At 51.6% G+C, this 21441-nt stretch carries 14 protein-coding genes, 2 tRNA genes and 6 other RNA genes; 12 read left to right on the top strand and 10 right to left on the bottom strand.

What is annotated here, in order from left to right:
• Positions 1 to 392: 392 nt before the first annotated feature.
• The gene (locus tag FN037_RS01755) at positions 393 to 1040 is read right to left on the bottom strand and encodes a YchE family NAAT transporter (protein WP_138360355.1); all 648 of its coding nucleotides are present in this window, start codon (positions 1038 to 1040) and stop codon (positions 393 to 395) included.
• A 628-nt stretch (positions 1041 to 1668) separates the two neighbouring features.
• Between FN037_RS01755 and adhE the strand changes: the two genes are divergently transcribed.
• Positions 1669 to 4344 (top strand): bifunctional acetaldehyde-CoA/alcohol dehydrogenase, encoded by a 2676-nt coding sequence (adhE, locus tag FN037_RS01760; RefSeq protein WP_138360354.1) that lies wholly within the window; start codon positions 1669 to 1671, stop codon positions 4342 to 4344.
• Between the two features lie 180 nt (positions 4345 to 4524).
• On the opposite strand, the gene tdk is transcribed toward adhE, so the two are convergent.
• Positions 4525 to 5142, bottom strand: coding sequence for a thymidine kinase (gene tdk, locus FN037_RS01765; RefSeq protein WP_138360353.1), 618 nt, complete (start codon positions 5140 to 5142; stop codon positions 4525 to 4527).
• A 712-nt stretch (positions 5143 to 5854) separates the two neighbouring features.
• On the opposite strand from tdk, the gene hns reads away from it, so the two are divergent.
• On the top strand, positions 5855 to 6262 hold the full coding sequence (hns, locus tag FN037_RS01775; RefSeq protein WP_138360352.1) for a histone-like nucleoid-structuring protein H-NS: 408 nt from the start codon (positions 5855 to 5857) through the stop codon (positions 6260 to 6262).
• 277 nt (positions 6263 to 6539) lie between these two features.
• On the opposite strand, the gene galU is transcribed toward hns, so the two are convergent.
• The 3 genes from galU to rssA all read right to left on the bottom strand — a co-directional run bounded on the left by galU (position 6540) and on the right by rssA (position 9644).
• Complete coding sequence (galU, locus tag FN037_RS01780; RefSeq protein ID WP_138360351.1) at positions 6540 to 7442, bottom strand: UTP--glucose-1-phosphate uridylyltransferase GalU; 903 nt, start codon at positions 7440 to 7442, stop codon at positions 6540 to 6542.
• Between the two features lie 198 nt (positions 7443 to 7640).
• Complete coding sequence (gene rssB / locus FN037_RS01785; RefSeq protein ID WP_142501430.1) at positions 7641 to 8654, bottom strand: two-component system response regulator RssB; 1014 nt, start codon at positions 8652 to 8654, stop codon at positions 7641 to 7643.
• 90 nt (positions 8655 to 8744) lie between these two features.
• Positions 8745 to 9644 (bottom strand): patatin-like phospholipase RssA, encoded by a 900-nt coding sequence (gene rssA / locus FN037_RS01790; RefSeq protein WP_138360349.1) that lies wholly within the window; start codon positions 9642 to 9644, stop codon positions 8745 to 8747.
• Positions 9645 to 9757: 113 nt separating this feature from the next.
• On the opposite strand from rssA, the gene FN037_RS01795 reads away from it, so the two are divergent.
• From FN037_RS01795 to FN037_RS01840, 10 genes are all read left to right on the top strand, one after another.
• Positions 9758 to 10216 carry a YchJ family protein gene (locus FN037_RS01795; RefSeq protein ID WP_138360402.1) on the top strand — a complete coding sequence of 153 codons (459 nt, stop codon included), beginning with the start codon at positions 9758 to 9760 and terminating at the stop codon, positions 10214 to 10216.
• Positions 10217 to 10258: 42 nt separating this feature from the next.
• Complete coding sequence (purU, locus tag FN037_RS01800) at positions 10259 to 11101, top strand: formyltetrahydrofolate deformylase (protein WP_138360348.1); 843 nt, start codon at positions 10259 to 10261, stop codon at positions 11099 to 11101.
• Positions 11102 to 11271: 170 nt separating this feature from the next.
• Positions 11272 to 11413: non-coding RNA, RtT sRNA (locus FN037_RS01805), on the top strand.
• A 28-nt stretch (positions 11414 to 11441) separates the two neighbouring features.
• Positions 11442 to 11526 (top strand) — tRNA-Tyr (locus FN037_RS01810).
• A gap of 46 nt (positions 11527 to 11572) precedes the next feature.
• Positions 11573 to 11705, top strand: a non-coding RNA gene (locus tag FN037_RS01815) — RtT sRNA.
• Between the two features lie 27 nt (positions 11706 to 11732).
• Positions 11733 to 11817, top strand: a tRNA-Tyr gene (locus FN037_RS01820).
• A gap of 46 nt (positions 11818 to 11863) precedes the next feature.
• Positions 11864 to 11995: non-coding RNA, RtT sRNA (locus FN037_RS01825), on the top strand.
• Between the two features lie 47 nt (positions 11996 to 12042).
• Positions 12043 to 12174: non-coding RNA, RtT sRNA (locus FN037_RS01830), on the top strand.
• Between the two features lie 47 nt (positions 12175 to 12221).
• Positions 12222 to 12352, top strand: a non-coding RNA gene (locus tag FN037_RS01835) — RtT sRNA.
• A 47-nt stretch (positions 12353 to 12399) separates the two neighbouring features.
• Positions 12400 to 12531: non-coding RNA, RtT sRNA (locus FN037_RS01840), on the top strand.
• Between the two features lie 200 nt (positions 12532 to 12731).
• On the opposite strand, the gene narI is transcribed toward FN037_RS01840, so the two are convergent.
• The 5 genes from narI to FN037_RS01865 all read right to left on the bottom strand — a co-directional run bounded on the left by narI (position 12732) and on the right by FN037_RS01865 (position 21173).
• A complete protein-coding gene (gene narI / locus FN037_RS01845; protein WP_138360347.1) occupies positions 12732 to 13409 on the bottom strand; it encodes a respiratory nitrate reductase subunit gamma in 678 nt (225 codons plus the stop codon).
• Complete coding sequence (narJ, locus tag FN037_RS01850) at positions 13409 to 14119, bottom strand: nitrate reductase molybdenum cofactor assembly chaperone (RefSeq protein ID WP_138360346.1); 711 nt, start codon at positions 14117 to 14119, stop codon at positions 13409 to 13411. Before narJ ends, narI begins: the two co-directional genes overlap by 1 nt.
• Positions 14116 to 15651 (bottom strand): nitrate reductase subunit beta, encoded by a 1536-nt coding sequence (gene narH / locus FN037_RS01855; RefSeq protein WP_012132185.1) that lies wholly within the window; start codon positions 15649 to 15651, stop codon positions 14116 to 14118. The genes narJ and narH overlap by 4 nt, the downstream gene beginning before the upstream one ends.
• Complete coding sequence (locus FN037_RS01860; protein ID WP_142501431.1) at positions 15648 to 19391, bottom strand: nitrate reductase subunit alpha; 3744 nt, start codon at positions 19389 to 19391, stop codon at positions 15648 to 15650. The genes narH and FN037_RS01860 overlap by 4 nt, the downstream gene beginning before the upstream one ends.
• Positions 19392 to 19784: 393 nt before the next feature.
• The gene (locus tag FN037_RS01865) at positions 19785 to 21173 is read right to left on the bottom strand and encodes a NarK family nitrate/nitrite MFS transporter (RefSeq protein ID WP_142501432.1); all 1389 of its coding nucleotides are present in this window, start codon (positions 21171 to 21173) and stop codon (positions 19785 to 19787) included.
• Positions 21174 to 21441: the final 268 nt, after the last annotated feature.

Raw genomic sequence — 21441 nt, forward strand, 5'->3', positions numbered from 1 at the left:
GGGCAAACAACAGAGATATAAATCGATATTTATCATATAGATACAATAAGATGCTTATTTTTTATACTAAATGTCGCTAAAAAGGATATTTTTTACACAAAGCATTAACAATCGCTCATTATTTAGCACATTCATCTACTTCATTAGCGAAATTACTAATATCATTTCAATTAACTGACGGCAAGTATCAGAGAATGATGTGAAGAAAATAACGCTGTTTAATGTGCGTAACGGGACAGGATTATACGCCAAATAAATATAACTAATTGATAATAAATAAGAATATCAAATCATTGCAAAATAATATCTCAGACCGGCAAATCAGGCTTTGTAATATGTTTTTCACATGATGAGCAAATACTGAACGATGTTCCCGCGCCTGGAGGCGCGAGTTAATTCACCAGTCCGGGAAACAACGCCTTTATCCCGGTGACAATAAATTCGATCCCTAACGCCATCAGCAGCAACCCCATAATACGGGTAATCACGTTAATCCCCGTTTGCCCGAGCAAACGCACCAGCCAGGGCGCCATCCGAAAAATCCCCCAGCAGCACAGCGCAAAAAGCGCAATGGCAATCGAAAACCCCAAAAAATGAGCGATAGTATGATAACGCGTTCCCCAGACAATAGTTGAGCTGATGGCGCCAGGCCCTGCCATCAGAGGCAATGCTAACGGTACTACGCCAATACTCTCGCGAATTGCCGTTTCTGATTTTTCTTGTTTGTTCTGTTTATCCTCACCAAGTTTGCCGCTAATCATAGACATGGCAATAGTGACGACCAGAATCCCACCGGCAATACGAAAGGAATCAATGGAAATGCCGAAGACCTGCAAAATCGCGTCGCCGAGAAACAGCGAGGTCAACAGAATAATGGCCACAGAGAGGTTAGCTGTCAGATTGGTTTTGTTACGTGCCGCCGCCGTCTGGTAACTGGTCATACTAATGAAGACCGGAATAATGCCAACCGGGTTTACCAGCGCAAATAAGCCAATGAAAAATTTAAAATAAGCTGAAAAATCAAACAACGGTTGAATCACAATGAACTCCGCAGCATCATTAAAAATGGCTGTTTCCAGTTACCAGCATGAAATATCCGCGAGAAGATACGCCTTTTAATAGCATAATTCATCTAAATTATGCATAAAGTCACAATAAAGCTCGGACATTGTTTTATTTATATATTTAGCGCGGGCCTGCCTGGCGTAATTCGCGTAGCCATCCTCCGGATACAGATAACGCGTACAGCGCGAAGCGTAGACATTGTACGTGACAATTATTCGCTTACCTTGCGGGGCAAAATGGCAGGCGACATCGTCCTGACGGGATAGATCTTAATACTATTTATTCATTTAATTAGCATAATAAATCATTACTCTTGATCAAAAAGGTCAAAAATCGGCCTGCTGAAAGGTATCAGCTTTGACAATTATTGATTTAGATCACATAAATTGTACCCAGAAGTGAGTAATCTTTGTGACACACAGCAAGGAGGGAAAGCAGCGATACCTGAGAGGAAAAATAACAGCTTTTTTAGTCAATCGGTGGAGCCAGCAGCACAAAATTCTTTTTGTTAACATTAAAATGCAGCCTGTTAACACTCTGTCTATACTGTCGGATTGAGCTACTGATTTACTAAAAAAGTTTAACATTATCAGGAGAGCATTTATGGCTGTTACTAATATCGCTGAACTGAACGCACTCGTCGAGCGCGTGAAAAAAGCCCAGCGTGAATATGCCAGTTTCACTCAAGAACAAGTCGACAAAATCTTCCGTGCCGCCGCTCTGGCCGCAGCTGATGCCCGAATCCCTCTCGCGAAGATGGCCGTTGCCGAATCCGGTATGGGTATCATCGAAGATAAAGTGATTAAAAACCACTTCGCTTCCGAATACATCTATAACGCCTATAAAGATGAAAAAACCTGTGGTGTGCTGTCTGAAGACGACACTTTCGGCACTATCACCATTGCTGAACCAATTGGCATCATCTGCGGTATCGTCCCGACAACTAACCCAACCTCAACCGCTATTTTTAAATCTCTGATCAGCCTGAAAACCCGTAACGCCATCATTTTTTCTCCACATCCGCGCGCCAAAGACGCCACCAACAAGGCGGCTGATATCGTTCTGCAGGCGGCGATCGCTGCGGGCGCGCCAAAAGACCTGATTGGCTGGATCGATCAACCTTCCGTTGAATTGTCTAACGCGCTGATGCACCACCCTGACATCAACCTGATCCTGGCGACAGGCGGCCCTGGCATGGTGAAAGCCGCATACAGTTCCGGTAAACCAGCTATCGGCGTTGGTGCGGGTAACACGCCGGTTGTTATCGATGAAACAGCCGATATCAAACGTGCGGTGGCTTCCGTACTGATGTCCAAAACCTTCGATAACGGCGTAATCTGTGCATCTGAACAGTCCGTTGTTGTTGTTGACTCCGTTTATGATGCCGTTCGCGAACGTTTCGCCAGCCACGGCGGCTATCTGCTGCAGGGCAAAGAGCTGAAAGCCGTTCAGGATGTTATTCTGAAAAATGGCGCGCTGAACGCGGCTATTGTGGGTCAACCGGCCTATAAAATTGCTGAACTGGCAGGCTTCACCGTACCAGAAACCACTAAGATTCTGATCGGCGAAGTGACGGTTGTTGATGACAGCGAACCGTTTGCTCATGAAAAACTGTCTCCGACGCTGGCAATGTATCGCGCGAAAGACTTCGAAGACGCGGTTGATAAAGCTGAAAAACTGGTAGCAATGGGCGGTATCGGCCACACCTCCTGCCTGTACACCGACCAGGACAACCAGCCAGCACGCGTTGCTTACTTCGGTCAAATGATGAAAACCGCGCGTATCCTGATTAACACCCCGGCTTCTCAGGGTGGTATCGGTGACCTGTATAACTTCAAACTCGCACCTTCCCTGACTCTGGGTTGTGGTTCCTGGGGTGGTAACTCCATCTCTGAAAACGTTGGTCCGAAACACCTGATCAACAAGAAAACCGTTGCTAAGCGAGCTGAAAACATGTTGTGGCACAAACTTCCGAAATCTATCTACTTCCGCCGTGGCTCTCTGCCCATCGCGCTGGATGAAGTGATTACCGATGGCCACAAACGTGCGCTCATCGTGACCGACCGTTTCCTGTTCAACAATGGCTATGCTGACCAGATCACCTCCGTGCTGAAAGCGGCTGGCGTTGAAACTGAAGTTTTCTTTGAAGTTGAAGCAGACCCGACGCTGACTATCGTTCGTAAGGGCGCAGAGCTGGCGAACTCCTTCAAACCAGACGTGATCATCGCGCTGGGCGGCGGCTCCCCGATGGATGCGGCGAAAATCATGTGGGTTATGTACGAACATCCAGAAACCCACTTCGAAGAACTGGCGCTGCGCTTTATGGACATCCGTAAACGTATCTACAAGTTCCCGAAAATGGGCGTAAAAGCGAAAATGATCGCCATCACTACCACTTCCGGCACCGGTTCTGAAGTAACGCCGTTTGCTGTTGTTACCGACGATGCGACCGGTCAGAAATATCCGCTGGCGGACTATGCGCTGACGCCGGATATGGCGATTGTCGATGCGAATCTGGTAATGGACATGCCGAAGTCCCTGTGTGCTTTCGGTGGTCTGGATGCCGTCACGCACGCGCTGGAAGCCTACGTTTCCGTACTGGCATCTGAGTTCTCCGATGGCCAGGCGCTGCAGGCACTGAAACTGCTGAAAGAGTATCTGCCGGCTTCTTATCATGAAGGGTCGAAAAACCCGGTAGCGCGCGAACGCGTTCACAGTGCAGCGACTATCGCTGGTATCGCCTTTGCCAACGCCTTCCTGGGTGTATGCCACTCTATGGCGCATAAACTGGGTTCTCAGTTCCATATTCCGCACGGTCTGGCAAACGCCCTGCTGATTTGTAACGTTATCCGTTATAACGCGAACGACAACCCGACCAAGCAGACGGCGTTCAGCCAGTATGACCGTCCTCAGGCTCGCCGTCGCTATGCAGAAATCGCTGACCATCTGGGTCTGAGCGCACCGGGCGACCGTACTGCCGCTAAGATCGAGAAACTGCTGGCATGGCTGGAAAGCGTGAAAGCGGAACTGGGTATTCCTAAGTCTATCCGTGAAGCTGGCGTACAGGAAGCGGACTTCCTGGCACATGTAGACAAGCTGTCTGAAGACGCATTCGATGACCAGTGCACCGGCGCTAACCCGCGTTACCCGCTGATCTCCGAGCTGAAACAGATTCTGCTGGATACCTACTACGGCCGTGAATTCACTGAAGGTGAAGTTGCTGCGAAGAAAGACGCTGCCGCGCCGAAAGCTGACAAGAAAGCGAAGAAATCTGCTTAATTTGAACGCAGCTTGCTTAATTTGAACGCAGCAAAAAAAGCGAATATAAGCCCCATTTTGGGGCTTTTTTATATCTGCCGCGCAAGTCTCTGGCAGACCGTCGCAGCGAGTTATAATGTCCCTTGTGAGGGCCAATAAGGCGCTGCAAACGCGCCAGAGGAAGAATGCGCGGCAAATATATTAGCCTGCGTGTTGTTTGCTCTGCACAAAGGTCAAAGAGCCTTCCTTCAGGGCCTCTTTATAATGCTTACGACAAACGGAGACATACCGTTCATTGCCGCCTATCACAACCTGTTCCCCTTCATTGTAAGGTCGCCCTTCCTGATCGAGACGCAAAACCATACTCGCCTTACGGCCACAGAAACAGATAGTTTTTAATTCAACCAGCTTATCGGCCCACGCCAGTAAATATTGACTGCCAGTAAACAGTTCACCGCGAAAATCAGTACGCAGCCCATAACACAGCACGGGAATATCAAGCTGGTCCACCACTTCAGATAGCGCGAGCACCTGCTCACGCGTCAAAAACTGGCTCTCATCAACTAATACACAATGAACTGGCTGACGGGTATGCTCGTCTGCGATATCCGAGAATAAGTCAGTTTGCGTATTATACAGTCGAGCTGGCGATGAGAGACCAATCCTTGAACTCACCTTTCCGGAGCCAAAACGGTCATCGATCTCCGCCGTATAAACTACCGTACGCATCCCGCGCTCCTGGTAATTGTAAGAGGACTGTAACAGAGCGGTCGACTTACCCGCGTTCATTGCAGAGTAATAGAAATAAAGTTGTGCCATTGGCTGCGTAACCCCAATCAATGTGTTTTATCGCCGCAAAATTGTATCATATATTTTCTTCAACTATCGGCCCTGCAGCGTGCGTATTACGGGGAATGCTCAGTCTGCGAAGACCTGGGTGCAAAATCATTCCAGATATCCCGTGAGAGCTGACAAGGGAAAAAACATCAGCCTCGCCCCAGACGACGCGAGATGCTGAACTGTTAGTGCAAAGCCTACACGCGGGCTGAATTATTGCCCGTCCGCCTGTAATCAGCGGTATGACGGGTAAAAAATATTAAATAACTTATTGAATGGAGTTGGCTGCAATTCGTACACTCTGGCGCCGGACGCTTACGCCGCTATTGTCCGGTTACGCTTCAACGGACATTTTTCTGCCGCTATAACCGCACCGGACAAGGGTTTTATATTAACCATCATCACCGCTACCGGGCTAATACAGGCAAAGATATTTATCCATGCAAAGTATAATTTTTCTCTCTGTGCATCAGAAAAAGCATATGCTCTCAGAGTGTTAGCTTATGTTGTCCGCCGAACTATAAGCGGGAAAGATGTGAACCCACACATAAAATTTAAGTTAAATGAATTAATTTCCGCGACAAATAACAAGTTATTTTGACTTCCTTACATTCTCCCCTATTGCACATCTGAATTTATCGCTCTATTATTAGACCAACAAACCACCCCACAATATAAGTTTGAGATTACTACAATGAGCGAAGCACTTAAAATTTTGAACAACATCCGTACTCTTCGTGCGCAGGCAAGAGAATGCACCCTTGAAACGCTCGAAGAAATGCTGGAAAAATTAGAAGTTGTCGTTAACGAACGTCGTGAAGAAGAAAGCGCGGCTGCGGCAGAAATTGAAGAGCGTACTCGCAAACTGCAACAATATCGTGAAATGCTGATTGCTGACGGTATTGACCCAAATGAACTGCTGAGCAGCATGACTTCCGTTAAATCGGGAACGAAAACCAAACGCGCTGCGCGTCCGGCTAAATATAGCTACGTTGACGAAAATGGCGAAACTAAAACCTGGACTGGTCAGGGGCGTACGCCAGCCGTCATCAAAAAAGCGATGGATGAGCAAGGTAAAACTCTGGACGATTTCCTGCTGTAATAAGCTATCGCATCCCGCACAGAAATCCCGCTTCGGCGGGATTATTTTTATTCCTGCATTAACACCGCTCCCGGTGGCTTAAAAAAACCCTGAAAGGCGTTGCCTGCCCCGCACGATTCAAATCCTGAGACATTAAGGTGCCGTTGCCATTCCCCACGGAATGCGATCAATACCTTCGTCCAGGCAAGTTTTTTCAATAAACCAGACCTGAGCGACGCGGACATAAAAAAACCGGGAAACGAATCTCGCCCCCGGCCCGTCATCCTGTAGTAACCGATTACTTCGCTACTGCTTTTTCCAGCCAGGCTTTAAATTCCGCGCCCAGTGATTTGTGGCGTATGCCATATTCAACAAAAGCCTGCATATAGCCCAATTTATTACCGCAATCATGGCTTTTGCCTTTCATATGATAGGCTTCAACTGTTTCTTTTTCGATCAGCATATCAATGGCGTCTGTCAGTTGAATTTCATCCCCGGCTCCCGGAGGGGTTTTTGCCAGCAGAGGCCAGATATCCGCGCTCAGCACATATCGCCCTACGACCGCAAGATTGGATGGCGCAACGTCTGCTTTAGGCTTCTCAACTACGCCAACCATAGGTACGCTTTCTCCCGGCGCCAGAGACTGGCCTTTACAATCAACAACGCCATATGCGGTGACATCCGCAACCGGTTCAACCATTATCTGGCTGGCGCCCGTCTCATCAAAACGCGCGATCATTTCCGCAAGATTATCGCGGGACAGATCGGATTCATATTCATCCAGGATAACGTCCGGTAAAATAACCGCAACCGGCTCATCACCGACAACCGGGTGCGCGCAAAGCACTGCATGTCCCAAACCTTTAGCCAGCCCCTGACGAACCTGCATAATAGTCACATGCGGCGGACAAATAGATTGCACCTCTTCCAGCAGCTGGCGTTTTACACGTTTTTCGAGCATCGCCTCCAGCTCAAAACTGGTATCAAAATGGTTTTCGATAGAATTTTTTGAAGAGTGCGTAACCAGAACAATTTCAGTAATCCCGGCGGCGATACATTCGTTAACAACATATTGAATTAAAGGCTTATCTACCAACGGCAACATTTCTTTAGGGATAGCCTTGGTAGCAGGCAACATTCTGGTGCCTAATCCCGCAACCGGGATGACAGCTTTTCTCACTTTTGAATTAAAGGCAGCCATTGAAATCTCCTGGACTGTTCATTTTTTAAACTTTCCGTTAATAATTATGCTATCGAGTATATCAGCCTGCTCAGGCAAATCTCGTCCGAAAAGGTTTAGATATCTTCGAATTAGGATTTTTACCTATTAAACACAGTGATAGTACCACCGCAAAAGAATGCGCGATAATCCCACCTGTGTAAAAATAAATACAACTGCTTATACCGCAGACAACATAAGGCGTAAACGCCCGCCAGCCCCCCAAATTTGGCACTGCCATGATGTACAGCGCTGGCTAATTTGGTTGAGATAAGCATTGCCCAATGTCCCTAACGGAACGCCATTACTAATCTGAATCTGGTGTTCCCCTGTATTCAATGTGCCATTCAACCCAGCGGAGACTAAAATTAAATTTTTCAAACCGCTGTGGTAATACCCTACCAGTAATGGGAATTGCCCCGGTAAGTTAGCCTGGCGCAGCAATTGATTAACCTGCTTTAGCAGGTTTCCCATCTCTGGCAGGCGTTGTCCCTGATGTGCAAGCTGCTCCTGCAACAACCCATTGAACAGCGCGCGTAATAATAAGGCGGCGAGGACCCCATTATCGCCGGCACGCGTAACATCCAGACAATAAAACGCCAGATCGTTTTCTGATAATGGCGCAATATCAAGCACTAATCCGGACTTATCAGCCGAAACCAGTTGACGATAATGAATACGGCAACGGGACATCTCCTGTTGAACCGGCGGCTGAAGCTCCTGCAATAGCCTTGACGCGGCTTTGGGATCGCTGACCAGCGCATCCCAGTCTTCAAACAAGCGCTCTTCCTCCTCAACTCGCGAATTAAACATATTCGGATAGAGGCAGGCATAGACTGTTTCTCGCAGACGGTCGAAATCTTTTACCGGCTTTAGCAAAATATCCTGCACGCCAAGACGCAGCGCTTTGGCGATATCCGCCATATTTTCCGTCGCTGAAATCATCAGAATCGGCAACTGCTGACCTTGATTGCGCACATGTTCTACCAGTTGCAGGCCGTTCATGCGCGGCATCGAAATATCACAAATCATCAAATCCGGTGTTGACTCAGACATTTTTTGCAGGGCATCCACGCCATCTTCTGCCTGCACGATAGTCGCACCTAGCGACGTTAACCAACTGTGCATAAGAGAGCGGAAAACGGGCTCGTCTTCAACTATCAGAATCTGTTTTCCCGCCAATGGCTGCGTCATGATCTCTCCCCTGGCTGACGATAACTTAATAGTGGCATGCTATTCGCGCTATCGCCTGTCAGAAATTTATTTAAGTCTTTGCCAAATGCACTACGCGGAAGTGCGCACCAAAGGTAATAGCTCGTCCGTTTTCTTTTCAACCGCCAGATGTCCAGCCGCGATGGCTTCACCGGCCCGATGAAAATCAAGAGTGGAGATTTGCGGGCAAAAGGGTTGTATCAGGATATCAGGCGGATCGCCCGCCATACGGTTTCGCTTAAGACGATTTTCCAGAACCTGAATCGAAGTGGACATAATCTCCATAGCCGTTGGCGCTACCGCCGCCCGACGCGAAGTCATTCGCGCCAGACGGGAACGCAGCCGGGAATGCCACGAGTAATTTTCCCCGGCCTCCGGTCGCGGCACCTCAAGGGATAACAAATCCTGCTGCATCAGATGTGCATCGTGCTGTAAGTCAACGGCAATCACAATATCGGCTCCCATTGCGCGAGCCAGAGACACAGGAACCGGATTAACTACCGCGCCATCCACCAGCCAGTAACCGTTATGCCTCACCGGCGACATCAGACCTGGCATACTGCAAGACGCGCGGATCGCCATATGCAGATCCCCTTCCATAAACCACAATTCACGACCGGTGCTTAAATTGGTTGTGACCGCAGCAAAGCGCCGCTCGCAAGATTCAATTTCCGTGATGGGCATAATCCGCCGATAGTGGCTGAACACCCGTTCTCCGCGCAATAAACCTCCACGCTGCCAGGAGAGGTCCATTAACTTCAGAACGTCCCAGTTGCTAAAGGAACAGACCCATTTCTCCAGCGCCGGAAGTCGATTGCAGGCATAGGCAGCGCCCACCAGCGAGCCGATGGAACAGCCGGCGATAACATCAACATCGATACCCGCCTTTTGTAGTGCGTTAATCACACCAATATGTGACCATCCGCGTGCCGCGCCTGCCCCCAGAGCCAGGCCGATCTTAAGTTTTCTCATTATTACTGAACAATATCCTTCCATTCGAGGCATAGCATCATTGCCGCACCTCAGTTAACATAATGCGCTTTGGCGTTGCTGCGCCGTCTTTCTTAATCTTCATGGAGGCCATTTTGTCGCCATTATGCCCCTGTGGCAGCGCTCTGGAGTATAGCTCATGTTGTCAGCGTTATCTGTCTGGCGCGCAGCATGCGCCAGATCCGTCACAACTGATGCGGTCGCGCTACAGCGCATTTGTCATGAAGGATGCCGAGTATCTGATTAAAACCTGGCACTCTTCTTGTCAGGCACAACAGTTTCGTGCTGACCTTGAAAGCGGTTTTACTCGCACTCTATGGCGAGGCTTAACCGTTTTTGCTAGCGAGGAGGGTCGCAGCCCAGATGAGGGTTTTGTCAGTTTTATCGCGCGTTTTAGCGACGATAGCCACTCCGGCGTTATTATTGAACGATCCAGATTCTTAAAAGAAAACGGACAGTGGTACTATATCGACGGTACACGACCGCTTATCGGCCGTAACGACCTCTGCCCTTGTGGTTCAGGTAAAAAATTTAAAAAATGCTGCGGCCAGTAAGCCAGCAGCAGAAATAGCAAACACTACAGGATTTTCCCCGCGATGCATTCACTACAACGTAAAGTACTACGCACCATTTGCCCTGATCAGAAAGGCCTCATCGCGCGTATCACTAATATCTGCTACAAGCACGAACTGAACATCGTGCAGAACAACGAGTTCGTCGATCATCGAACCGGCCGTTTCTTTATGCGCACCGAGCTCGAAGGCATTTTCAATGATTCCATTCTACTGGCCGATCTCGACAGCGCACTGCCGGATGGCTCAATTCGCGAACTGACCCCGGCTGGTCGTCGCCGAATAGTGATCCTGGTCACCAAAGAGGCGCACTGTCTTGGCGATCTGCTGATGAAAGCCAACTATGGCGGACTGGATGTAGAAATTGCTGCCGTTATCGGCAACCATGACACATTACGTCCGCTGGTGGAACGGTTTGATATCCCTTTCCAGTTGGTAAGCCATGAGGGATTAACCCGTGAAGAACACGATATGCAGATGGGTGACGCCATTGCCGCGTTTGAGCCGGATTATGTTGTGCTGGCGAAATATATGCGCGTCCTGACGCCGGAATTCGTTTCCCGCTTCCCGAATAAGATTATCAATATTCACCATTCATTCCTGCCAGCGTTTATCGGCGCGCGTCCTTACCATCAGGCTTATGAGCGCGGCGTGAAAATTATCGGTGCGACCGCGCACTACGTGAACGATAATCTGGACGAAGGCCCAATCATTATGCAGGACGTGATTCATGTTGATCACACCTACACGGCTGAGGATATGATGCGTGCAGGCCGTGATGTTGAAAAAAATGTGTTAAGCCGGGCATTGTATAAAGTACTGGCCCAGCGCGTATTTGTTTATGGGAATCGCACTATCATTCTGTAAGCATCAACGATATGAATTGATTAGCTTTACTTCGTTACGGATGAAAAGTACGCAAACGGTTCATTTTAAGTAAAGGAATACTTTACAGGGGCGCATCATTTGGTATGATGCGCCCCGCTTCCCAACAGGAAGCAGGCCAGTACAAAGCATTACCCCGTGCCGGGGTTCCCGAGCGTTCATAGGTGAGCTGACTGAAAATCTACGGTCATCGACTTCAAGGTTCGACTCGAGCGATAGTGAGAGAACGTTGCCTACGGCAACGGCCCGAAGGGTGAGGAACTTTAGCTCCGAATAATCCTTCCCTGCTATTGAATGCCTACAGCATATTGAATTACCCCGTGGTGGGGTTCCCGAGCGGCCAAAGGGAGCAGACTGTAAATCTGCCGTCATCGACTTCGAAGGTTCGAATCCTTCCCCCACCACCATTTTTGACCACAGTGATGATGTGGTCACACCGATGAGCGTTAGCAAAGTTTGCACTCGTCGGGAAGGGTGAGAACCTTCGACCAGGGTTCGAGTCGAGCGCAAGCGAGACAACGTTGCCACAGGCAACGGCCCGAAGGGTGAGGAGCTTTAGCTCCGAATAATCCTTCCCTGCTATTGAATACTTGCAGCATATTGAATTACCCCTGGTGGGGTTCCCGAGCGGCCAAAGGGAGCAGACTGTAAATCTGCCGTCATCGACTTCGAAGGTTCGAATCCTTCCCCCACCACCATTATTTCCTGAAAGCACACAAACTACTTTTAATAACCTTGCCCCATATTCTGCCCTCACGGGGAAGGATGAGAAGCTTCGACTAAGGTTCGATTCGAGCGGAAGCGAGAAAGCGTTGCCGCAGGCAACGACCCGAAGGGCGAGGCGCAGCGCGCCGAGTCATCCTTCCCCCACCACCATTACTTGTCTGTTGCACCCCAGCCAAATTAAATTCCTCTACTCCCATATTCTGCCCTCACGGGGAAGGATGAGAACCTTCGACCAGGGTTCGAGTCGAGCGCAAGCGAGACAACGTTGCCACAGGCAACGGCCCGAAGGGCGAGGCGCAACGCGCCGAGTCATCCTTCCCCCACCACCATTACTTGTCTGTTGCACCCCAGCCAAATTAGATTCCTCTACTCCCATATTCTGCCCTCACGGGGAAGGATGAGAAGCTTCGACTAAGGTTCGATTCGAGCGAAGCGAGAAAGCGTTGCCGAAGGCAACGACCCGAAGGGCGAGGCGCAACGCGCCGAGTCATCCTTCCTCCACCACCATTACTTGTCTGTTGCACCCCAGCCAAATCAAATTCCTCTACCCCCATATTCTGCCCTCACGGGGAAGGATGAGAAACTTCGACTAAGGTTCGATTCGAGCGCAAGCGAGAAAGCGTTGCCGCAGGCAACGACCCGAAGGGCGAGGCGCAACGCGCCCAGTCATCCTTCCCCCACCACCATTACTTATCTGTTGTACCCCAGCCAAATTAAATTCCTGTGCTCTATGTTTTGCCCGGTGGCACTCGGTTTACCTGGCCTGGATGATCGCATAACCGCATGATGACGTCCGATCGTAGGCCGGATAAGGCGCAGCCGCCATCCGGCAGACAGGCATAAAAAAACCCTGCCAAAGCAGGGTTTAGCCGCACGCAAAGCCATATCAGCGACGGGCGCGCACGACCTGGTATTTACGCGTCAGGTACTCGACCGGCGCGCTCCAGATGTGAACCAGGCGCGAGAACGGGAACAGCAGGAACAACGTCATCCCCAGCACCAGGTGCAGGCGGAAAATGAACGCTACGCCCTCTAAATGCTCAGACGCGCCGCCGTGGAACGTCACCACAGATTGCGCCCATCCCACCAGTTTCATCATTTCGCTACCGTCCATATGTTGCGCAGAGAACGGAATAGTCAGCAGTCCCAGCGCGCACTGAATCACCAGCAGAGAAAGGATCAAAATATCCGCTCCCGTGGTCGTTGCGCGCACGCGTGGGCTGAACAGACGGCGTTTGAGCAGCAGTACGCCGCCGACCAGCGTCATCACGCCACAGGCGCCGCCTGCAATCATCGCCAATTTTTGCTTTACTTCAATCGGCAGAAACGCTTCGTACATCCAATGCGGTGTCAGCATCCCCAGGAAGTGACCCGCGAAGATCCCCAGAATACCTATGTGGAACAGGTTCGAAGCCAGGTTCATCCCTTTGCGATCCAGCATCTGGCTGGAAGCCGCACGCCAGGTGTACTGACCGTAGTCATAGCGCAGCCAGCTGCCAATCAGGAACACTGATCCGGCAATGTACGGGTAGATATCAAAGAAGAACATATTCAGGAAGTGCATTATTGCTGTCCTCCGGTGGTGATATTCAAATATTGCGGAGCGACAGCCCCGGCAAAACGACGCTGGTGAGCGGAAATCTCCGACTCGCCGCAACCCTGCTCAGCAAAGAATTTCACCTGTTCTTCTTCCCAGACGGCATCCAGTGCTTGCGGGGTATCGTCACGGACTTCATCCGCAATTTTCTCTGCCACTTTGTCGCTGTCGATAACGGTATTAGCCAGCTTCAGCAGCAGATCGAACAGCACCGCATAGCGACTTTCCCGCTGTTGCAGACGTGCGCCCAGCAACGCCAGAATCGGCGCGATGTCCTGCAAGCCGCCAAGCGCGTCGTTTTTCGGCAACTGCGCCAGATACTCCAGATACAGCGGCAGATGGTCAGGCAACTCACGACTGTCGAGTTGCAGGCCGTGCTGATCGTACTGCGCCATCAAATCGACCATTGCCTGGCCGCGATCGCGGGATTCGCCATGAACATGCTCAAACAGCAACAGCGACGTGGCGCGACCGCGATCAAACAGTTCGCTGTAGCTTGCCTGTACATCCAGCATCTCCTGCGCAGTGAGATCGCGCAGGAAAACCGCCAGACTCTGGGCATCTTCTTTATCCAGGTTTTCAGATGACGCGAGTGCATCGAAAAGTTCCTGTTGATGCTGCCATAAGGCAGCATCCGGGTACTCGAGCAGACGCGAAACAATGACGAGTTCAATCATTGGTGCGGCTCCGTTTTGCTGCTCACATCGATGGCATCAATGCGGCGGCTGTTGAACAGGTTGAATTTGGTATCTGAACCGTGGCAACCATCGCCGAACGTGAAACCGCAACCGCTTTTCTCCGGGAACGCCTCACGCGCCAGCTCACGATGGCTGCTCGGGATAACGAAACGATCTTCATAGTTCGCAATTGCCAGGTAACGGTACATTTCCTGCGCCTGCGCTTCGCTCAGACCCACCTCTTCCAGCGCGCGGGTATCCAGTTTACCGTCAACGGTTTCCGCACGTTTGTAGTGACGCATCGCTAGCATACGTTTCAGCGCCAGCAGTACCGGCTGGGTATCGCCTGCAGTCAGCAGGTTCGCCAGGTACTGAACCGGGATACGCAGGCTTTCCACGTCCGGCAGGATGCCATTGCTGCCCAGTTCGCCAGCGTCCGCCGCAGACTGAATCGGCGACAGCGGCGGCACGTACCAGACCATCGGCAGCGTACGGTATTCCGGGTGCAGCGGCAGCGCCAGCTTCCAGTCCATCGCCATTTTGTAAACCGGGGACTGCTGCGCCGCATCGATAACGCTTTGCGGAACGCCGTCTTTCAGCGCTTGTTCAATGACCGCCGGATCGTTCGGGTCGAGGAACACATCCAGTTGGCGCTGATACAGATCTTTCTCGTTCTCCGTGCTGGCTGCGCTTTCAATCGCATCGGCGTCATACAGCAGCACGCCAAGGTAACGGATACGACCCACGCAGGTTTCGGAGCATACGGTCGGTTGACCCGCTTCAATACGCGGATAACAGAAAATACACTTCTCGGACTTCCCACTCTTCCAGTTGAAGTAGATCTTCTTGTACGGACAACCGGTGATGCACATACGCCAGCCGCGGCATTTGTCCTGATCAATCAGGACGATGCCGTCCTCTTCACGCTTATAAATCGCGCCGCTCGGGCAGGTCGCCACGCACGCCGGGTTGAGGCAGTGCTCGCACAGGCGCGGCAGATACATCATGAAGGTGTTTTCGAACTGCCCGTACATCGCCTTCTGCATGTTTTCGAAGTTCTGGTCTTTGGCGCGTTTTTCAAATTCGCCGCCCAGAATTTCTTCCCAGTTCGGACCGCTGGTAATTTTGTTCATCCGCTGACCGGTGATCAGCGAGCGCGGGCGCGCAATCGGCTGATGCTTGCTTTCCGGCGCGGTATGCAGGTTCTGGTAGTCGTAATCAAACGGCTCGTAGTAATCATCAATGCCCGGCAGATGCGGGTTAGCGAAGATTTTACCCAGCAGCATCGCGCGGTTGCCCATGCGAGGTTGCAGTTTGCCGTTAATTTTACGGACCCAGCCGCCTTTCCATTTTTCCTGATTTTCCCAGTCGTTCGGGAAACCGACGCCTGGCTTACTTTCCACGTTATTGAACCAGGCGTATTCCATACCTTCACGGCTGGTCCAGACGTTTTTACAGGTCACTGAACAGGTGTGGCAGCCGATGCATTTATCGAGATTCAGCACCATGCCGACTTGTGAACGAATTTTCATTTTACGCTCTCCTGTACCTGGTCATTGCCTTCGCCATCCAACCAGTTAATGTTCTTCATCTTACGCACCACAACAAACTCATCGCGGTTTGAACCGACCGTACCGTAGTAGTTAAAGCCGTAGGCCAGCTGCGCATAGCCGCCGATCATGTGGGTCGGCTTCGGCGTGATACGGGTTACCGAGTTGTGAATACCGCCGCGCTGCTGGGTAATTTCTGAACCCGGCAGGTTAACGATACGTTCCTGCGCGTGGTACATCATGGTCATCCCGGCCGGAACACGCTGGCTTACCACCGCGCGTGCCGTCAGCGCACCGTTGCTGTTAAAGACCTCGATCCAGTCGTTATCTTCAATACCCAGATCTTTAGCATCGGTTTCGCTCATCCAGACAATCGGCCCACCGCGCGACAGCGTCAGCATCAGCAGGTTGTCGCTGTAGGTGGAGTGGATACCCCACTTCTGGTGCGGCGTCAGGAAGTTGAGCGCTTTTTCCGGGTTGCCGTTAGATTTCTCACCCATCACCGCTTTCACTGAACGCGTGTCGATTGGCGGACGGTAAACCAGCAGGCTTTCGCCAAAGTCACGCATCCATTGATGATCCTGATACAGAGACTGGCGACCAGACAGCGTACGCCACGGAATCAGCTCGTGAACGTTGGTATAACCGGCGTTGTAAGAGACGTGTTCATCTTCCAGGCCAGACCAGGTCGGGCTGGAGATAATCTTACGCGGCTGCGCCTGAATATCGCGGAAGCGAATTTTTTCTTCTTCTTTATTGGTCGCCAGATGCGTATGGTCGCGACCGGTGAACTCACTCAGCGCCGCCCAGGCTTTCACCGCTACGTGGCCGTTAGTTTCCGGCGCCAGCGTGAGGATCATCTCGGCGGCATCAATCGCGGTATTCAGCATCGGCTGGCCTTTTGCCGGGCCTTCAGCTTTGGTGTAATTGAGCTTGCGCAGCAAATCCATTTCGCTCTGAGTGTTCCAGGCGATGCCTTTGCCACCGTTGCCGATTTTCTCCATCAGCGGGCCGATAGAGGTAAAGCGCTCATACGTCGCCGGGTAGTCGCGTTCCACCGGAATGATGTGCGGCGCGGTTTTACCTGGGATCAGGTCGCATTCGCCTTTTTTCCAGTCTTTCACGTCCAGCGGCTGCGCCAGTTCGGCAGCGGAGTCGTGCTGAATCGGCAGCGTCACCACATCGGTTTCTTTGCCAAGGTGTCCCACGCAGACTTCAGAGAATTTCTTCGCGATGCCTTTATAGATTTCCCAGTCGCTTTTCGATTCCCAGGCCGGGTCAACGGCGGCAGACAACGGGTGAATAAACGGATGCATATCCGAAGTATTCATGTCGTCTTTTTCATACCAGGTGGCGGTCGGCAGCACGATGTCGGAGTACAGGCAGGTGCTCGACAGACGGAAATCCAGCGTCACCACCAGGTCCAGTTTGCCGTCAAGACCGTTATCCTGCCATTCCACTTCTTCCGGCTTCACGCCGCCCTGCATACCCAGATCTTTGCCCTGAATACCGTTTTCCGTACCCAGCAGGTACTTCAGCATGTACTCATGCCCTTTACCGGATGAACCCAGCAGGTTCGAGCGCCAGATAAACAGGTTACGCGGGTGGTTTTTCCCGTTTTCCGGCTGCTCCGCCGCAAAACGAATCGAGCCTTCTTTCAGCGATTTCACGGTGTAATCCACCGCCGTCATCCCGGCTTTTTCCGCTTCACGCGCGATGTACAGCGGGTTGGTGCCCAACTGCGGCGCAGACGGCAGCCAGCCCATGCGTTCAGCACGCACGTTGAAGTCGATAAGACTGCCGCTGTAGCGGGATTTATCCGCCATCGGCGACAGCAGTTCCTGCGCGGTAACCGTCTCGTAGCGCCACTGGCTGGAGTGGTTATAGAACCAGGAGGTGCTGTTCATGTGACGCGCCGGACGCTGCCAGTCAAGAGCAAACGCCAGCGGCTGCCAGCCGGTCTGCGGACGCAGTTTTTCCTGGCCGACATAGTGCGCCCAGCCGCCGCCGCTCTGACCGATACAGCCGCAGAACACCAGCATGTTGATAAGCCCACGATAGTTCATATCGAGGTGATACCAGTGGTTCAGACCGGCGCCAACAATGATCATTGAACGACCATGCGTCTTATCGGCGTTATCCGCAAATTCACGGGCGATACGGGTGATTTGCGCACGCGGTACGCCGGTTATCTGCTCTGCCCACGCCGGAGTATAGGCTTTAATGTCGTCGTAGCTGGTTGCGCAGTTTTCGTCGTTCAGACCGCGTTCCAGGCCATAGTTCGCCATCGTCAGATCGTAAACGGTAGTCACCAGCGCGGTGGTTCCGTCCGCCAGTTGCAGGCGTTTCACCGGCAGCTTGTGCAGCAGAACGTTTTGCAGCTCGACTTTGTTGAAGTGTTCAGTACCTTCACCGCCAAAGTACGGGAAGCCCACTTCTGCGATATCGTCCTGGCTACCCAGCAGGCTGAGTTGCAGTTCGGTTTCCTCGCCTGACGTACCGTCACGCTGTTCGAGGTTCCATTTGCCTTTCTCGCCCCAGCGGAAGCCAATAGAACCGTTCGGCGCAACCATATCGCCTCGGGTGTTGATGGCAACGGTTTTCCATTCCGGGTTGTTTTCCTGACCCAGCGCGTCAATAAGATCGGCGGCGCGCAGCATACGGCCAGCGGCATAGTAACCGTCACGTTCTTCAAGCATCACCAGCATCGGCATGTCGGTATAGCGACGGACGTAATCGGTGAAATACTGGCTCGGGTTATCAAGGTGGAATTCACGCAGCATGACGTGGCCCATCGCCAGCGCCATCGCGGCGTCAGTCCCCTGCTTCGGCGCCAGCCACAGGTCGCACAGCTTGGCGATTTCAGCGTAGTCAGGCGTAACGGCAACCGTTTTGGTGCCTTTGTAACGCACTTCAGTAAAGAAGTGGGCATCCGGGGTACGGGTCTGCGGAACGTTAGAGCCCCAGGCGATGATGTAGCTGGAGTTGTACCAGTCAGCGGATTCCGGTACGTCCGTCTGCTCGCCCCAGGTCTGCGGAGACGCAGGCGGCAGGTCGCAGTACCAGTCGTAGAAGCTCAGGCAAGTCCCGCCGATCAGAGACAGGTAACGCGCGCCGGATGCGTAAGAGACCATCGACATCGCCGGAATCGGCGAGAAGCCCGCCACGCGATCGGGACCGTAATTTTTGATGGTATAAACGTTGGATGCCGCAATCAGTTCGTTCACTTCCTGCCAGGAAGAACGAACGAAGCCACCACGACCACGCGCTTGTTTGAAGCTTTTTGCTTTATCGGCGTCTTCGATGATGGAAGCCCAGGCGTCTACCGGATCGCTGTGCAGTTTTTTCGCATCACGCCACATTTTCATCAGGCGCTTACGCATCAGCGGATATTTCAGGCGGTTTGCGCTGTAGAGATACCAGGAGTAGCTCGCGCCGCGCGGGCAGCCGCGAGGTTCATGGTTCGGCATATCCGGGCGGGTGCGCGGGTAGTCTGTCTGCTGGGTTTCCCAGGTGACCAGACCGTTTTTCACATAAATTTTCCAGCTGCAAGAGCCGGTACAGTTTACCCCGTGGGTTGAACGCACGATTTTGTCATGCTGCCAACGCTGGCGGTATCCATCCTCCCAGTCCCGGTTTGTTTCGAGAAGCTGGCCGTGCCCATTGGCAAAGGTTTCGCCCTTCTGTTTGAAGTAGCGAAACCGGTCCAGGAATTTACTCATCGGGTTTCTCCTGTGTGGAGCCTGATGGCTCTCTGATAAATCGACATTGCTGAATTAGCTGCGACGGTAACGCTATGAAGGCGGTTGGGAATTGATAACGATCAAGGCGGAATAGCTTATAAAGATGGTCAAAAATAACCATTACCACCAAAGTAGTATCTATTTATATTTTTTATCTATATGATTAATATGGTTTTTTATTTAAAAACATTGCTATCAATAGAGGTTTATTATTCCTCTGGGTATTAAGTGGTAGATGTCATAGTGGGTAATTTCTATGTGATTTAAGTACGGTATAAAATAATTCAAAACAAATAGTATGTTGTAACTAATTAATACCTCAAAAAAAGAGCGCAAATATTTCTGCGCTCTTGAATGAAAATAGGCAAAAAATTATTTCTGCTTCCGCCCATAAGCGGCCCAGGTAATCACCACGCAGGCAATATAGAACACCAGGAAGACTTTCATCGCTCCGGCCGGAGAACCGGTGAGATCCAGTGAAATACCAAACGCTTTCGGGATAAAGAATCCGCCGATAGCGCCAATCGCCGAGATAAAGCCTAACGCAGCCGCCGTGTCGGTGGCCGCTTCACGCATCGCCTGCGCGTCGCTGCCGCCCTGCTCTTTCACGCGATCCATGGTCATTTTACGGAAGATAACCGAGATCATCTGGAAGGTAGAGGCGCTTCCCAGCCCGGCGGTCAGGAACAGCACCATAAATACCGCGAAGAAGGCAATAAAATTACCACCCTCGCCGTGAGATGGCAGCGTCAGGAATAACAGGCCGCAGAAGATTGCCATCAACACAAAGTTCACCAGCGTCACGCGGGTTCCACCCAGACGGTCGGAGATCGCGCCGCCGCAGGAACGCGCCAGCGCACCAATAAACGGCCCAAAGAAGGCGTAATGAAGGATCTGAACATCAGGAAACTGGGTCTTCGACAACATCGCGAAGCCTGCGGAGAAGCCGATAAATGAACCGAAGGTCGCCAGATAGAGCAGCGCCATAATCCACAGATGCGCACGCTTCAGCACCGGGAGCTGTTCGCGAAGAGAAGCCTTCGACGCCGACAGATCGTTCATAAAGAACCATGCCGCGAGGGTGAAGATAATCAGAAACGGTACCCAAATCCACGCCGCGTTTTCCAGATACAGCGTTGATCCATCCGGTAATTCGCTGCCCCTCCCGCCAAAGATGGCGAAAATCGACAGAGATACCACCAGAGGAGCGACCAGTTGCATCACGCTGACCCCCATATTGCCGAGGCCGCCGTTGATACCCAACGCGCCGCCCTGCTTCTGTTTCGGAAAAAAGAAGCTGATATTGGCCATACTGGAAGCAAAGTTCGCCCCCGCAAAGCCACACAACAGGGAGATAATCACAAATACGCTAAAGGGTGTCGCGGTATCCTGTACCGCGAAGCCCAGCCATACGCAGGGGACGATCATGATCCCGGTACTAAATGCAGTCCAGCGACGGCCGCCGAACAGCGGGACCATAAAAGCATAGGGCACGCGCAGAAGCGCGCCGGACAACGCGGGTAGCGCGGTCAGCATAAATAACTGATCGGTTGAAAACTGAAAACCGACTTTATTCAGATTGACGGCGACGGCGCTGAACAACATCCAGACGCAGAATGCCAGTAAAAGACAGGGAACGGAGATCCACAGATTGCGGCTGGCGACACGATGACCACGCTGCCGCCAGAACTCAGGATCTTCAGGACGCCAGTCGCTAATGACTGGGCTGTTAGTCTTCTCCGGGATTGAAGAGTGACTCATAGACACCTCTGATGATTCATATTAACCCTGGCTACCTTATGGGTTACCGGCGGCGGTAAGTTGATATAAATCAAAGCAAAAGCGGGCGAGAAATTCGCTAAAAAAAGCACATCCTCCCTAATGAGTAGCTATTTCTGCGCAAAAAAGTGTGTTTTATCACACGGCTGCTGTCATTCCACAAATGCGTGCCACCAGGCTATCGAAGACTGACAATTAAGGGGTAATCCTTTTGGGGTATGGGTATACTCCAGAGGATGTCCGAGAATAA

Source organism: Klebsiella sp. 2680 (genome assembly GCF_900198535.1).
In the GTDB taxonomy this organism is placed as follows: Bacteria; Pseudomonadota; Gammaproteobacteria; order Enterobacterales; family Enterobacteriaceae; genus Klebsiella; species Klebsiella indica.

Excerpts from the sequence above, each read along its gene's own strand:
- adhE (WP_138360354.1), top strand. The coding sequence starts at position 1,669 with ATGGCTGTTACTAATATCGCTGAACTGAACGCACTCGTCGAGCGCGTG.
- tdk (WP_138360353.1), bottom strand. The coding sequence starts at position 5,142 with ATGGCACAACTTTATTTCTATTACTCTGCAATGAACGCGGGTAAGTCG.
- hns (WP_138360352.1), top strand. The coding sequence starts at position 5,855 with ATGAGCGAAGCACTTAAAATTTTGAACAACATCCGTACTCTTCGTGCG.
- galU (WP_138360351.1), bottom strand. The coding sequence starts at position 7,442 with ATGGCTGCCTTTAATTCAAAAGTGAGAAAAGCTGTCATCCCGGTTGCG.
- rssB (WP_142501430.1), bottom strand. The coding sequence starts at position 8,654 with ATGACGCAGCCATTGGCGGGAAAACAGATTCTGATAGTTGAAGACGAG.
- rssA (WP_138360349.1), bottom strand. The coding sequence starts at position 9,644 with ATGAGAAAACTTAAGATCGGCCTGGCTCTGGGGGCAGGCGCGGCACGC.
- purU (WP_138360348.1), top strand. The coding sequence starts at position 10,259 with ATGCATTCACTACAACGTAAAGTACTACGCACCATTTGCCCTGATCAG.
- narI (WP_138360347.1), bottom strand. The coding sequence starts at position 13,409 with ATGCACTTCCTGAATATGTTCTTCTTTGATATCTACCCGTACATTGCC.
- narJ (WP_138360346.1), bottom strand. The coding sequence starts at position 14,119 with ATGATTGAACTCGTCATTGTTTCGCGTCTGCTCGAGTACCCGGATGCT.
- narH (WP_012132185.1), bottom strand. The coding sequence starts at position 15,651 with ATGAAAATTCGTTCACAAGTCGGCATGGTGCTGAATCTCGATAAATGC.
- FN037_RS01860 (WP_142501431.1), bottom strand. The coding sequence starts at position 19,391 with ATGAGTAAATTCCTGGACCGGTTTCGCTACTTCAAACAGAAGGGCGAA.
- FN037_RS01865 (WP_142501432.1), bottom strand. The coding sequence starts at position 21,173 with ATGAGTCACTCTTCAATCCCGGAGAAGACTAACAGCCCAGTCATTAGC.